Source organism: Chitinimonas taiwanensis DSM 18899, assembly GCF_900119825.1.
GTDB classification, from domain to species: Bacteria; Pseudomonadota; Gammaproteobacteria; order Burkholderiales; family Chitinimonadaceae; genus Chitinimonas; species Chitinimonas taiwanensis.
In genome coordinates this window covers 151,360-164,841 of the sequence record NZ_FPKR01000005.1, presented here as the reverse complement: position 1 = coordinate 164,841, position 13,482 = coordinate 151,360, and the positions used below count along the sequence as shown (strand labels likewise).

General features: G+C 63.5%; 13 protein-coding genes. 8 read left to right on the top strand and 5 right to left on the bottom strand.

The features are described 5' to 3' along the window. The first annotated feature begins 23 nt into the window (after window positions 1-23). Window positions 24-494, top strand: coding sequence for a thioredoxin family protein (locus BT173_RS07670; protein WP_217651422.1), 471 nt, complete (start codon window positions 24-26; stop codon window positions 492-494). Here BT173_RS07670 and BT173_RS07665 read toward each other — a convergent pair. Together BT173_RS07665 and guaB are read right to left on the bottom strand one after the other, a co-directional pair. Continuing rightward, entirely contained in the window at window positions 491-2,473 is a 1,983-nt protein-coding gene (locus BT173_RS07665) for an O-linked N-acetylglucosamine transferase, SPINDLY family protein (RefSeq protein WP_072428050.1), read from the bottom strand. The genes BT173_RS07670 and BT173_RS07665 overlap by 4 nt on opposite strands. 82 nt (window positions 2,474-2,555) lie before the next feature. After that, entirely contained in the window at window positions 2,556-4,016 is a 1,461-nt protein-coding gene (guaB, locus tag BT173_RS07660; RefSeq protein ID WP_072428049.1) for an IMP dehydrogenase, read from the bottom strand. 150 nt (window positions 4,017-4,166) lie between these two features. On the opposite strand from guaB, the gene BT173_RS07655 reads away from it, so the two are divergent. The 5 genes from BT173_RS07655 (at window position 4,167) to BT173_RS07635 (ending at window position 7,851) form a co-directional block, all read left to right on the top strand. Continuing rightward, on the top strand, window positions 4,167-5,339 hold the full coding sequence (locus tag BT173_RS07655) for a patatin-like phospholipase family protein (protein WP_072428166.1): 1,173 nt from the start codon (window positions 4,167-4,169) through the stop codon (window positions 5,337-5,339). 4 nt (window positions 5,340-5,343) lie between these two features. Next, entirely contained in the window at window positions 5,344-5,898 is a 555-nt protein-coding gene (locus BT173_RS07650; protein ID WP_072428048.1) for a hypothetical protein, read from the top strand. Then, complete coding sequence (locus BT173_RS07645) at window positions 5,895-6,419, top strand: FlgO family outer membrane protein (protein ID WP_072428047.1); 525 nt, start codon at window positions 5,895-5,897, stop codon at window positions 6,417-6,419. The genes BT173_RS07650 and BT173_RS07645 overlap by 4 nt, the downstream gene beginning before the upstream one ends. Before the next feature lie 19 nt (window positions 6,420-6,438). Further along, entirely contained in the window at window positions 6,439-6,936 is a 498-nt protein-coding gene (locus tag BT173_RS07640; protein WP_072428046.1) for a disulfide bond formation protein B, read from the top strand. A gap of 69 nt (window positions 6,937-7,005) precedes the next feature. Further along, entirely contained in the window at window positions 7,006-7,851 is an 846-nt protein-coding gene (locus tag BT173_RS07635; RefSeq protein ID WP_072428045.1) for a hypothetical protein, read from the top strand. Here BT173_RS07635 and BT173_RS07630 read toward each other — a convergent pair whose 3' ends face one another. Next, a complete protein-coding gene (locus BT173_RS07630; protein ID WP_072428044.1) occupies window positions 7,852-8,538 on the bottom strand; it encodes a hypothetical protein in 687 nt (228 codons plus the stop codon). It lies immediately after the preceding gene. A gap of 24 nt (window positions 8,539-8,562) precedes the next feature. Further along, window positions 8,563-9,234, bottom strand: a complete 672-nt coding sequence (locus BT173_RS07625; protein WP_072428043.1) for a hypothetical protein — start codon at window positions 9,232-9,234, stop codon at window positions 8,563-8,565. A gap of 82 nt (window positions 9,235-9,316) precedes the next feature. On the opposite strand from BT173_RS07625, the gene BT173_RS07620 reads away from it, so the two are divergent. Together BT173_RS07620 and BT173_RS07615 are read left to right on the top strand one after the other, a co-directional pair. Next, window positions 9,317-11,209: an ATP-binding cassette domain-containing protein gene (locus tag BT173_RS07620; protein ID WP_072428042.1), complete on the top strand. Its 1,893-nt coding sequence runs from the start codon at window positions 9,317-9,319 to the stop codon at window positions 11,207-11,209. 203 nt (window positions 11,210-11,412) lie between these two features. Further along, on the top strand, window positions 11,413-12,567 hold the full coding sequence (locus BT173_RS07615) for an MFS transporter (RefSeq protein ID WP_072428165.1): 1,155 nt from the start codon (window positions 11,413-11,415) through the stop codon (window positions 12,565-12,567). A 70-nt stretch (window positions 12,568-12,637) separates the two neighbouring features. Here the strand turns inward: BT173_RS07615 and BT173_RS07610 are convergent, their stop codons facing one another. Then, window positions 12,638-13,456, bottom strand: a complete 819-nt coding sequence (locus BT173_RS07610) for an SPFH domain-containing protein (protein ID WP_072428041.1) — start codon at window positions 13,454-13,456, stop codon at window positions 12,638-12,640. Between the last annotated feature and the right edge of the window lie 26 nt (window positions 13,457-13,482).

Here is a 13,482-nt window from a genome sequence, read left to right as displayed (position 1 = left end):
TGACTCATTTTTGGGAAGCTGCCGTGCTGAAGAAATCGCTCACCTTACTGATCTTGCTGACCAGCTTACTGGCACAGGCCGAGATCCCTGCCTACGATGAAGCCGCGAATGCGCGCGAAGACGTGAAGCAAGCGCTGATCGAAGCGCGCAAGACGCAAAAGTCAGTCTTGCTGGTGTTCGGCGCAAACTGGTGCAAGGACTGCCGCGCGCTCGACAGCGCACTGAAGAGCGCCAAGAACACCGCGCTGATCGGCAAGGAGTTCAAGGTGGTCAAGATCGATGTGGGGCGCTTCAACAAGCATCTGGACATCGATACCGTGTATGGCAACCCGATCAAGAAGGGCATCCCGGCCGTGGTGGTCCTGGCGCCCGACCAGCGCGTGCTGTACGCCACCCGCGCTGGCGAGCTGGCCAATGCACGCGAGATGAGCGAGGACGGCGTGTATGCCTTCTTCCATGACATCGTGCAGAAAGCGGCTAGCCAGGCTGGCTAGCTAAGCGCCTCCGGTAGATCGAAACCTGCTGCTGCCTGTCCGGCCAGTGCACGTTGCCACATGATGGCATAGGCCTGTTCGAGCGCAGCGACGCTGGCTGCGGTGTCGAACAGGGCGCAACTCAGGCGCTGATGTGCCAGCTTCTCGCGCAAGGCCTGCAGCTTGGTCGGATGCTGAGCGAGCTGCAAGGCCATGGCGCGGTACTCGGGCAGGCTGTGGGTGATCAGCTCGGGCAGTCCAACCGCGTGCAGGCAACTGGCTGCCACCCGGCTGGCGAAGCCCTCGCCTTGGCAGCTGAGCAGCGGCACGCCGGCCCAGAGCGCATCGCTGGCCGTGGTATGGGCGTTATAGGGCAGGGTGTCCAGTACCAGATCGGCTAGGCTCAGGCGGGCCAAGTGTTCGGCCTGGGGGAGGGCGGGGGCAAAGATCAGCCTTTCCTGTCCAATCCCGCGGCGCTGCGCCTCGTGACATAGCCGTGTGCGATTGCCTGCGCCCATGTCCATCAGCCACAGCACGCTGCCCGGTGTGGCATGCAGCAGCTGCATCCAGATATCGAACAGGCCGGGCAGGATTTTGTAATGCTGGTTGAAGCAGCAGAACACGAAACCCTGCTCGGGTAGGCCTGCGGCCTGGCGTGAGGGCGGCGAAGCCATCGCGCGTGCGCGGTCATTGATCTGGTAGCAGGTAGGCAGACGCACGATGGCCTCCTGATAGTGCTGCTCCTCGCCGCTCGGGATGAGCGTGTGATCGGCGAGCAGATAGTCGCACCAGCTCGCGCCCAAGCTGCCCGGATAGGCGAGGTAATGCACCTGCACCGGCGCTGGACGCCAGGCCAGTACGTCGCAGCGCGTCGCACGCGTCCAGCCCTTCAGGTCGATCAAGATATCGATCTCGTCGGCGCGTATGCGCTCTGCGAGCGCATGCTGGCTGAGCGTACTGACGCTCACGAGCCGGTCGAAGCCGGCGCTGACGCGGCTACGCAGGGCGGAGCCATCATCGGGCCCATAGTCGTAACCCCAGACCTCGAAGGCGTCGCGACGATGCGCGGCGAACAAGCCAGCGGTGAGCCAGCTGGTGGCGTGGCTGAAGAAATCCCCACCCAGATAGCCAAGCCGGATGCGCGCGCGCTGGGTTGGTTGGCGCGTGGGTAGGGCTTGTGTGGGGAATTGGCTGGACCATTGGCGTGCTACCGCCAGCTGCCTTGCCGGATTCGCATCGAGGCTGAGCAAGACAAAAGGCGACACGCGCGCCTGGGGCGCCTTTGCCATAGCCTGTCGTAGCGCCCGCTCTTGCTGATCGAGTTCGCGCCAGTCGGCCAGCTGTAGCTGCATATACATGCAGCCGGCCAGTGCCTCGACATAGTCGGCTTGCAGCGCGCAGGCTTGCCGGTATGCGTGCAGGGCGGCTTCAAACTGACCGACTTCCTGCAGCAGACCCCCATAATTCCGCCAGCCTATCGGGTAGTCGGGCTTGAGCTGCACGCAGCGCTGGAAGTGCTTGAGCGCCTGGGGATAGTCGCCTTGCGCCTGCAGCAGCGCCGCGTAATTGTTATGCGCGAATGCCTGCTGCTCATCCAAGACCAGCGCGTGCTGATAGGCGTGGGCAGCCTGTTCCCAATCGCCCATGGCCTGCGCCTGCACGCCGAGCTGATTCCACAGCAGGACATTCTCGGGCGCCAGCGCACAGGCATGCCGGTAGGCTGTGTAGCTGAGCGCGGGCTGCTCCAAGCGCTGGGCGAGCTGGGCCGCCTCCAGCCAGAAAGCCAGTGCTTGTGGCGGCTTGGCTTGCATGGCCTGCACCAGGAGAGGCACAGCGAGGTCGACTTGCCCCCGTTGCCAGGCTAGCTGGGCACGCAGGAGTAGGGCAGGGCCATGGTCGGCGTCACGCTCAAGCACCATGCAAGCGAAGTTGTCGGCCGCGTGTAGATCGGACTGGGCCTGGCGTTGGCGGGCAAGTTCGAGCAGTGCATCAGGCGTCATGGCCGGATTCTCGTGGCGAGCGCGCCGTGCGCGCAGAAAAAAGCCCCCGCCAGGCGGGGGCTGATCACGAACAGGCGTCGCTTTAGTCGACGTGGTAGTTCGGGGCTTCCTTGGTGATCTGCACATCGTGCACATGCGATTCGCGGATGCCAGCCGAGGTGATCTCGACGAACTCCGCCTTGCTGTGCACATCGGCGATATTGGCGCAGCCCAGATAACCCATCGAGGAGCGCAGGCCGCCCATCAGCTGGTGGATCACCGCAGTCAGCGGGCCCTTGTAGGGCACGCGGCCTTCGATGCCTTCCGGCACCAGCTTGTCGGCATTGCTGCTTTCCTGGAAGTAGCGGTCGCTCGAGCCTTGCTGCATGGCGCCCAGCGAACCCATGCCGCGGTAGCTCTTGTAGGAGCGGCCCTGGAACAGCTCGACTTCACCCGGGGCTTCCTCGGTGCCGGCGAACAGACCGCCTAGCATGACCAGGTTGGCGCCAGCAGCAATAGCCTTGGAGATATCGCCCGAGAAGCGGATGCCGCCATCAGCAATCAGCGGCACACCGGTGCCGGCCAGCGCTTCGGCCACATTGGCCACGGCGCTGATCTGCGGGACGCCCACGCCTGCCACGATACGGGTGGTGCAGATCGAACCTGGGCCGATACCGACCTTCACGCCGTCGGCGCCGGCCTTGACCAGGGCCAGGGCGGCAGCAGCGGTGGCGATATTGCCGCCAATTACCTGCACTTGCGGATAGTGCTTCTTCACCCAGCTGACCCGGTCCAGCACGCCCTGGCTATGGCCGTGGGCGGTATCGACCACGATCACGTCCACGCCGGCTTCCACTAGGAGGCGTACGCGCTCATCGGTATCGCCACCCACGCCGACCGCAGCACCCACACGCAGACGGCCCAGGCTGTCCTTGGCGGCGTTCGGGTGTTCGGTCTTCTTGATGATGTCCTTGACGGTAATCAGGCCGCGCAGCTGGAAGGCGTCGTTGACCACCAGCACGCGTTCGATGCGGTGCGCATGCATAAGCTCACGCGCTTCCTCGATGCTGGTGCCTTCACGCACGGTCACCAGACGCTCACGCGGGGTCATGATGCTCGAGACGCTGGCGTCCAGGCGGCTTTCAAAGCGCAGGTCGCGGTTGGTGACAATGCCAACCACCTTGCCATCGGCTTCCACCACCGGCAGGCCGGAAATCTTGTACTGACGGGTCAGTGCCACCACGTCACGCACCAGCATTTCGGGCTTGATGGTGACTGGATCCTTGACCACACCGCTTTCGTAACGCTTGACCTTGCTGACTTCAGCGGCCTGCGCTTGCGGGGGCATATTCTTGTGCACGATACCGATGCCGCCTTCCTGGGCCATGGCGATGGCGAGGCGGGCCTCGGTCACGGTATCCATGGCGGCGGAGACGAGCGGCAGGTTCAGGCGGATTTCACGCGTCAGCTGTGTCGATAGATTGACATCGCGTGGCAGGACATTGGAGTGAGCGGGGACGAGCAGGACGTCGTCGAAGGTCAGCGCTTTCTGAATAACACGCATGGCTAAATCCCTTGGCGGCAAAAATCGATTATACCGTAATTCGCTTTTTGCTCCGAATGCTGCAGCACTACGCTGCCAGTAGCGCGATACGCTATGCTGAAAGCGCGCGGCCGTCAGGCGTGGCCGGCATCGAATAAGAACGAGGAGAACATGCCCGAATCCCGCTCTGCGCTGGTTGGACTGATCATGTCCGGTGGCGGTGCGCGTGCGGCCTACCAGGTGGGCGTACTGCGTGCGATTGCCAAGATGCTGCCGGCCAATGCACCGAATCCCTTTCCCATCATCTGTGGCACCTCGGCTGGCGGCATCAATGCCGCCTCGCTCGCGGCGGGTAGCGGCCACTTCCGCAAAAGTGTCTGCAAGCTCGAATATGTGTGGAAGAACCTGACCGTGGATCAGGTCTATCACACCGATTTCCGCACCATGCTCCGTTACTTCTTCCACTGGTTGAGCCCGCTGCTCACCGGCGGACTGGTGCGCAAGAATCCGCGCTCCTTTCTCGACAACAGCCCGCTGGCCAAGTTGCTCGAGCACATGATCGACTTCAAGGGCATCCAGCAGAATATCGATAGCGGTGCCTTGCGCGCGCTCAGCATCACCGCCTCCGGCTATAACTCGGGCCAGTCGGTGTCCTTCTATCAGGCCAATAATCTGCCTGGCTGGAACCGCGCTCAACGCGTGGGCAGCAGCACCAAGATCGATATCCATCACCTGATGGCCACTTCGGCGATTCCTTTCGTTTTCCCGGCCGTACAGATCCACCGAGAATGGTTTGGCGATGGCTCGGTGCGCCAGGTCGCGCCCATCAGTCCGGCCTTGCATCTAGGCGCACAGAAGGTGCTGGTGATCGGTGTGTCGCCAGCGCGTGAAGAGCCGCTCGAGCGCCTCTATGCGACCGACTATCCCTCGCTGGCCCAGGTGGCCGGTCATCTGATGAATAGCGTGTTCATCGATGGCATGGAGGTGGATCTCGAACGTATCGCGCGCGTGAATCGCACCCTGTCCTTCGTGCCCGAGGAGACCAAGGCCCAGCAGGGACTGATGCTGCGCGAAGTGGAAATCCTGGTCATTTCACCTTCGCGCCCGCTTGAGCAGCTGGCTTCCCGGCACACCGGCCACTTCCCCTGGACCATGCGCTTTGCACTGCGTGGCCTGGGTGCGCTACGCCGCCAAGGTTCGGTGCTGGCCTCCTATCTGCTGTTTCATCGTCGCTATTCGCGCGATCTGATCGAGCTCGGCTATAGCGACGCGATGCGCCGGCGCGAGGACATCATGCGCTTTCTCGGCTATGATCCTGCCGCGCCAAACTCGACCGAGGACTAAGGCTGTGCGCCATCTGCTGCTGGTTTCCGCCGTTCTGCTCTGCCTGTGTGGCTGCGCTCAGTTGCGCCAGGCGCAACAGCCGCCGCAGCCGCTTGCGCCCGAGCTGCAAACCCCCTTGCTGCGTGCACCGGTGGATTGGGGCCAGCTGGCCAAGGAGGCCGCTGCACGCATCGTGACGCGGGCGGCCCAGGTCAAGGACCTGACTAGCCGCCCCATCTATGTGAGTGAACCAAGCCTGCCCACCCCTTTCGCGCGTGCGCTGCGCCAATATCTGCAAAGCCGCCTGACCGAGCAGGGCTTGACCGTGGCGCAGAAGCGCGCCGATGGCACGCTGATCCTGGATGCCGAGGTGCAGTCGATCAAGATGGACGCAGGCCTGCAGGTGGTGGTGACCACGGCGATCGGCAATGGCAGCCGCTTCCTGTTCCGCAGCACCGATGCCTACCTGGTCAACCAGGCCGATGTGCGCCTTTACGATGAATCGCTGCTGCCGCCGCCGCCCGCGCCGCCGGCCCCGCCTACCCAGACCAAGCGCATGAATGTGACGGGGGTGCAATGATGCGTGCGCTCTGCGTGGTATGGATTGCCTTGATGCTGAGCGCTTGCGCCAGCTATCAGCAGGGCAATAAGAACAGCATGATACGGGCCAGCTACGAGGCCGCCGATCGTTTGGCCGCCATGGCCTATCCGACCGTCAAGGTCGATCAGCCGGTGATCGTAGCCACCTTTGTGCAGCTGGACCAGCTGACCGAGACTACCAACTTCGGCCGCCTGATGGCCGAACAGGTGGCCAGCCGCCTCTTGGTCCAGCAATACCCGATCGTGGAGCTCAAGCTGCGCGGCAGTGTGTTCGTACGTGAGGGCAAGGGCGAGCTCTTGCTGTCGCGCGAAGTCAAGGACATCAGCGCCGCGCACAATGTGCAGGCCGTGGTGGTGGGCACCTATGTGGTGGCGGGCGAAAAGCTGTTCCTGAATATGAAGGTGGTGCGTCCGCTGGATAACCGGGTGCTGGCCGCCCATGATCTGGCCATCGATATCGATGCAACTACCCGCGCCCTGCTGATGTCCGAACCGTCCTGAATCCTCTTTGCGAAATCCCATGTCTCTGCTGAATCGCCGTACCGGCTACTTCGCCATCTTCCTGGCCTGTGCCGGCATGATGGCCTTTGCCCTGTTTCTCCAGCACTACCGTTATCTGAATCCCTGCCCGCTCTGCATCTTCCAGCGCGTGTGCGTGATCACGGTCGGTGGTGTGGCCCTGCTGGCCGCCTTGCACAATCCCAAGTCCACGCTGGGCATCCGCGTCTACGGCGCGTTGAGCACGCTGGCCGCCCTGGCTGGCCTCGCGATTGCAGCGCGCCATGCCTATATCCAGACCCTGCCACCCAGCGAAGTGCCCACCTGCGGGCCTGGTTTGAATTTCATGCTCGACAGCATGCCCTTCACCCAGGTACTGCAGAAGGTGCTGTTCGGCTCGGGCGAATGCGCGCTGGTCGATTGGTCGCTGCTCGGCATCTCCTTGCCGGCCTGGGTGGCGATTGCCTGTGCGGGCCTCGCGCTGGCCTGCTACTGGCTGGGCTTCAAGGCAAAGCGTTAAGCCTGACTGCTGGCCCGGCAACACTGCTATGTGTTGCCGGGCTTTTCGCATCTGATCGGTTCCCCATCCATGCATTTTCTTCTGCTCAGCATCGCCTGCAGCGTGGCGGTCTCGGTGCTGTTCAAGCTGGCGCGCCAGGCCGGTATCGACCTGCGCCAGACCATTCTGCTCAATTACGCGCTTGCTTCAGCGCTCTGCCTGGGTCTGCTGCGCCCTGATCTAGGCGCGCTCTTGCATCAGCCAGGCTTGCCCTGGCCCTTGTTGGTGGCGCTGGGTGTGCTCTTACCCGCGGTATTTATCGCCATGGCCAGCTCGGTGCGCGAGGCCGGCATCGTGCGCAGCGATGCCGCGCAGCGCCTGTCGCTGATCATTCCGCTGATTGCAGCGTTTACCCTGTTCGGTGAGGCATTGCTGCTGCCCAAGCTATGGGGCATCGTGCTGGGCCTGGCGGCGCTGGGCTGTCTGCTCTACAAGCCGACCAGCACCAAGCAGGTGGCATCCACGCAGGGCTGGCGCTATCTGCTGGCGGTCTGGCTAGGTTATGGCTTGATCGACCTGCTGTTCAAGCGCTTGGCGCTGGCCGGGGCCGGCTTTGCCAGCGCCTTGCTACTGGCCTTCCTGCTGGCGGGGGCGCTGCTGCTTGCCTATCTGCTCTGGCGTCGCGCCAACTGGCAGGGGCGGGCCTTGCTGCTCGGCCTGCCGCTCGGTCTACTCAACTTCGGCAATATCCTGTTCTATATCCGCGCCCACCAGCACTTTTCCCAGTCCCCCGCGCTGGTGTTCGCCAGCATGAATATCGGTGTGATTGCGGTTGGCACCTTGGTGGGCGCGCTGGTTTTTCGCGAACCGTTGCGCGCCGTGCACTGGCTGGGCCTGGGCCTCGCGATGGGCGCCGTGCTCTGCCTGCTGCCCTGATCAGGCGGCGAGCAGGCCTTGCAGATCGGCGGTGCTGAGCTGGCGCTGCAGCTTGCTGCCAGCCTCCGGGTCGCTGGCCAGGAAATAGAAGAACTCGCGCGCCAGGCTGACGAACACATGCCAGCGTTCCTGGCTGGGCAGCATGGCCAGCAGCTTGTCCACCCCGGCTCGGTAGCTCTCGGTATTGGGCGTGGCTTCGCGCAGATGAAACAGCAGTAATTTGATCAGCCGCGCGCGCAGCTGCACATTCGCGTCCTCAAGGCCGGCCTTCTTCAGCTCCTCGGCATAGCGCTGCAGGCATTTGAGCTGGTGCAGCTGCTGCTCGAGCTTGAGCACGCTGGTTTGCGCCCAGGGGTCGGCTTCCATCTTCTGCATGGCCGCCAAGAGCGACGCCTCGGTCGGGGCCAGACTGGGCTGGCTGGTCTTGGCTGGAGGGGCTGCCTCGCCATTCCAGTAGGGGAAGAACTCGCGCACGAAGCTGCGGAACTGCTCGTCAGCCGGGAAATTGCGCAAGGTCAGTTCGGATGCCTTGCGATAGCCATGGCCATCCTGAGGCAGATCGCGCAGCGTGCTCATCAGGTGGCGCAGAAAGTGGCGCGCCAGCGTCAGCTGCTTGGTCGACACGCCGCTGAGCTTGAGGGTTTCCAGGTACTGCTCCAGCGCGACATCGGGGGAAGGTCGGGTCATGGGCAAGCTCGGTGGGCTAGGTTGTCAGGCGGCGCGGGCCAGGGAATCGGCTTCGTTGGCACCGTGCCAGCAGTAGAAGAACTCGCGCGCCATCTCAATGAATTGACGGCGGCTGTCCTCGCGGGAGAACAGGGTCAGCATGGCATCCACGCCGGCGCGGTAAGCCATCGGTGTCGCATCGGCATGGCGGATGATGTAGAGCAGCAGGGTCAGGAGCCGCTCGCGGATATCCAGCACCGCGTCGTCGGCGCCCTGCTGCTTGAGCAGATCCAGATAGTCATCGAGCCCGGCGTGGCTGTTGTTTACCCAGGGGTCCAGATCCATGCGCGCGAACATTTCCACTAGGCTGCCCTGTAGATCGATGGGCGCATGGTCGAGCGACAGCGCATCGGCGGCATTCAGGCGGGCGATGGTCTTCAGATCGCCGGTCCAGAACGGGTAGAACTCGCGCGAGGTGGTGATGATCTCGATCTGCTGGTCGTCGGGAAAGCGTGCAATCGTATGATCGACCGCATGCCGATAGCCAGCATCATCATCGGTGATGTGCTGATCGGTCTGGCTTTCCAGCGCGCTGACCAGATGACGCAGGAAGTGCTTGCGCCGGGTCAGGATGCTGGTTGCCGCGCCCTTGGTCTTCAATAGACGCAGATAGGCGGCTTGGGCGGTTTCAGCATGGTGTGGGTCGAAAAGAGTCATGGCAGGCTGCAGATGGGCACCGCTGGATTCTAGTTGATTTCACAAAGTCCGGTGCTGCGCCGGCAGCTGGTAAAATTCGCCCATGATCCGTCTCTCCTCTCTTACCCTAAGGCGCGGCACCAAGGTGCTGCTTGATAAAGTCGACCTGATTCTGCACCGCGGCCAACGCGTGGGCATCGTTGGTCCCAATGGCGCTGGCAAGTCCAGCTTCTTTGGTCTCTTGCGCGGCGAGCTGCTGCCGGATGGCGGCGATTTCGATTACCCGGCCGGCATGGTCATCGCGTCGGTGCGCCAGGAAACGCCGGCTCTGCAGTCTAGCGCGCTCGACTACGTACTGGATGGCGATGCTGAGCTGCGCCTGATCCAGCGCGAAATGGACAATCCAGCCCACGATGGCGTGACCCATGGCAACTGGCTGGGCCGCTATGAAGCGGTCGATGGCTATGCGGCCGAAGCGCGTGCCAGCAAGCTCTTGCACGGCCTCGGGTTTTCGGCCGCCGATCTAAGCCGCCCGGTGGCGAGCTTCTCGGGTGGCTGGCGCATGCGCCTGAATCTGGCCCAGGCGCTGATGTGTCGTTCCGACCTGCTGCTGCTCGATGAGCCGACCAACCACCTTGATTTGGATGCCGTGCTGTGGCTGGAAAACTGGCTGTCCAGCTATCCGGGTACCCTGTTGCTGATCTCGCATGACCGCGATTTCCTCGATGCGACCGTGAATGCGATCGCCCATCTGGCCAATGCACGCATCGACCTGTACACCGGCAATTACGCCGAATTCGAAGCCCAGAAGGCCGAGAAGCTGGCCCAGCATCAGCAAGCCTTCGAAAAGCAGCAGCGCGAAGCTGCCCATCTGCAGAAATACATCGACCGCTTCCGCGCCCAGGCCACCAAGGCACGCCAGGCGCAAAGCCGCATCAAGGCGCTCGAACGCATGGAGATGATCTCCGCCGCGCATATCGATTCGCCCTTCAGCTTCGGCTTTCGTCCGCCCGTGTCCAGCCCGAACCCGCTGCTCAAGATCGAGCACGGCGCGGCCGGTTATGGCGGTAATCGTCTGCTTGACGATGTGTCGCTCAATATCGAGGGTGGTGCGCGCATCGGCCTGCTGGGCCGCAATGGCGCCGGCAAATCCACGCTGATCAAGCTGCTGGCCGGCGACCTGGCCCTGGTGGCCGGCACGCGCCTGGAAGGGCATGGCCTGCAGATTGGCTACTTTGCCCAGCACCAGCTTGAACACCTGCGCGTGGACGAGAGCCCGCTCTGGCATATGCAGCAGATCGACCCCAAGACGCGCGAGCAGGAGCTGCGCAACTTCCTGGGCGGTTTCAACTTCCATGGCGAGATGGCCACCGGCCCGGTGGCGCCGTTCTCGGGCGGCGAAAAGGCGCGCCTGGCGCTGGCCATGATCGTCTGGCAGCGGCCCAATCTCCTGCTGCTTGATGAACCGACCAACCACCTCGATCTGGAAATGCGCCATGCACTGACCCTGGCCCTGCAGGACTATGTGGGCGCCATGGTGGTGGTATCGCACGATCGCCACCTGCTGCGCGCCACCACCGACAGCTTCTGGCTGGTCGACGATGGCCGCGTGGTACCTTTCGATGGCGATCTGGACGACTACAAGCGCTATCGCGAGCAGGGTGGCCGTATCGCGGTCGGTGGCGGCATCGAGATGCCCACCGCCAGCGAGCGCAAGGCGCAGAAACGCCAGGAGGCCGAGGAGCGCCAGCGCGTGGCCGCGCTGCGCAAGCCGCTGGAAAAGGAGCTGGCCAAGATCGACGCGGAGCTGAGCAAGCTGGGCAGCCAGCGCGCTGAGCTGGCGGCCTTGCTGGCGGGCGAGGCCATCTATGCCGAGTCGGCCAAGGATCAGCTGCGCGATACGGTGTGGAAGCAGTCCGAACTCGACAAGCGCATCGAAGCGCTTGAGGTCGATTGGTTATCTGTGCAGGAGCAGCTCGATACGCTAGCCGCTTGATTGGGCTGGCCGGATGGATCGATCAGAGAGGGCGCGCCGCAAGGCGCGCTTTTTCTTGCAAATTATATTTGCCCGCCCCATGTCCTTTCGGCTCGTCTGGGCTTACATTACGCAGGCTGGTATTAAAGTCGTCTGCATAACCGGCGTGCACGGCAGCCTGGGCTGCCGTTTGAACGACGCTTGCCCTACCCAAGTTCATGACCATGACTACCGATCTTCCGCTGCCCGCCTCGGCAGCGTCGTCCTGGCTGCGCCGTGCGGCCATTCCCATCTTGTTTCTGGCCCTGGGCGTTGTGTATGCGAGCTGGGCGGCCCGTCTGCCGGCCATCCGCGATGCGCTGGCGCTTGACCCGGCCACGCTGGGCACCGTGCTGCTCGGCGGCGGCATCGGCGCGGTATCGTCGTTTCCGCTCGCCGCCTGGCTGGTTGGCCACTATGGCGCGCGCAAGGCGGCGCTGATCTCGGGCGTGGCCATTCTGCTCGTGCTGCCGACCATGGCGCTGATGCCGAGCTGGCCCTGGCTGATGCTGGGCATGGTGGGTTTCGGCGCCACCACCAGCTGTTTCGATGTGGCGATCAATGCGCTCGGGGCCGAGGAGGAGCGGGCGGCGGGGCGCTCCATCATGTCCATGTTGCATGCCTGGTTCTGCGTAGGCACCTTTGGCGGCGCGCTGCTCAGCAGCGGCGCGGCAGCCCTGGGGTTGCCGCCCCTGCTGCATTTCAGCCTGATCGTGCTGGCCCTGAGCCTGCCACTCTATCTGTCCTGCCAGGTGCTGCCTTGCGATCAGCCCGACCCGGAAGCGGGCAGAAAGCACTTTGCACTGCCGCACGGCGCACTGATCTGGCTAGGTCTGATCGCGTTTTTGGGTGCGGTGTCGGAAGGCTCGCTAACCGACTGGATTGCGCTCTATCTGCATGACCATCTGCATGCGAGCGAGGCGGTGGCGCCGCTGGGTTATGCGGCCTTTGCCGGCTGCATGCTGGCCGCACGCCTGGTGGGCGACCGACTCAAGGAGCGCTTCGGCGCGCGCAAGCTGGTGGCGGTGTCCAGCGCGCTGTCGGCCTGCGGCGTGCTGGTCGCGGTGCTGGCGCCGAATGTGCCGGTGGCCATCCTTGGCTTTGCACTGGCCGGTCTTGGCGTGGCCGCCGTCTTCCCGTGCATCTTCAGCGCGGCCGGGCGCGATGGGGCGGCTTCGCTGGCCGCCGTGGCCACGCTGGGCTATTCCGGCTCGCTGATGGGGCCGCCCATCATGGGCTATGTCGTGCATGGCGCCGGTCTGCAGGCCGGCATGGTCTTCCTGGCCGTGGCCTGTGCCGGGGTGGCACTGGCGGCCTCGCGCGCTTCGCGCCTGGTCTAGCCGTCGCGCCCGGGGCGCAGGCAAGTAAAAAGGGCAGCCTAGGCTGCCCTTTTTGCTGCGTGGCGGTGCTTTAACGCCCGACCACCAGCGGCGTTGCGCCATCGCTGACAATGACCGTGCAGCCCTTGTGGCATTGCTCGTACAGCATCTTCTTGGCCTTGATCTCCTCGAGCTTGATGAACTGCTCGGGCGACAGGCTCATTTCATTGCGGTAGGCATTGTCGGCCGCGGCACGTGCCCGTTCGGCCTCCTTGCGTTGCTCTTCAGCCTGGCGCGCGGCCTCCATCGACTTGCTGCGCTGTTTCTGGCGGCCGGTTTCATTGATCTCGTCGAGGATTTTGCCATCGGGCAGCACCTTGCCCAGATTGATATCCAGCACCGCGACCGGCAGGCCGTTGTCCTTCACCAGCTTGCTGGTGGCAGCCAGGATGCTGCTCTCGAGCTTCTGCACCGACTGGCTGTCCGACAGGAGCTGGTTCAGCGTGTACTGCTTGGCCTCATTGCGCACGATGGTGCGGTACTGTTCCTTCAGATTGTTGTCGTACCAGCGCTCGCCGTATTTCTTGATGATGGCCACCGGGTCCTTGATCTGCAGCTGCAGATAGGAATTGAAGTCGACCGGGATATTGTCGCCGGCGGTGATCAGGTCATCGAAACGCTCGTCGATCTTGATCGGCACCACCGGCACCACGATGCCGCTGGTGGACCACCAGTACCAGCCTGATCCTGGCTCCTGTGCGCTGTCCTGCACGCCGCCATGACCAAAGAACCAGGGCTTGTCGATCAGCACGGTCTGAGTGCCGGGGTCGGTAGAGATACGTGAGCAGCCGCTCAGACCGGCAAGCAGCAGAACGAGGGCAAGCTTCAGATGGCGTTGGGTGCGGTGCATGGCAGCCTTGGTGGCGTGGTGGATTA

Coding starts and splice junctions, on each gene's coding strand:
- BT173_RS07625 (WP_072428043.1), bottom strand. CDS start 9,234: ATGACTCTTTTCGACCCACACCATGCTGAAACCGCCCAAGCCGCCTAT.
- guaB (WP_072428049.1), bottom strand. CDS start 4,016: ATGCGTGTTATTCAGAAAGCGCTGACCTTCGACGACGTCCTGCTCGTC.
- BT173_RS07615 (WP_072428165.1), top strand. CDS start 11,413: ATGACTACCGATCTTCCGCTGCCCGCCTCGGCAGCGTCGTCCTGGCTG.
- BT173_RS07630 (WP_072428044.1), bottom strand. CDS start 8,538: ATGACCCGACCTTCCCCCGATGTCGCGCTGGAGCAGTACCTGGAAACC.
- BT173_RS07665 (WP_072428050.1), bottom strand. CDS start 2,473: ATGACGCCTGATGCACTGCTCGAACTTGCCCGCCAACGCCAGGCCCAG.
- BT173_RS07645 (WP_072428047.1), top strand. CDS start 5,895: ATGATGCGTGCGCTCTGCGTGGTATGGATTGCCTTGATGCTGAGCGCT.
- BT173_RS07640 (WP_072428046.1), top strand. CDS start 6,439: ATGTCTCTGCTGAATCGCCGTACCGGCTACTTCGCCATCTTCCTGGCC.
- BT173_RS07655 (WP_072428166.1), top strand. CDS start 4,167: ATGCCCGAATCCCGCTCTGCGCTGGTTGGACTGATCATGTCCGGTGGC.
- BT173_RS07610 (WP_072428041.1), bottom strand. CDS start 13,456: ATGCACCGCACCCAACGCCATCTGAAGCTTGCCCTCGTTCTGCTGCTT.
- BT173_RS07620 (WP_072428042.1), top strand. CDS start 9,317: ATGATCCGTCTCTCCTCTCTTACCCTAAGGCGCGGCACCAAGGTGCTG.
- BT173_RS07635 (WP_072428045.1), top strand. CDS start 7,006: ATGCATTTTCTTCTGCTCAGCATCGCCTGCAGCGTGGCGGTCTCGGTG.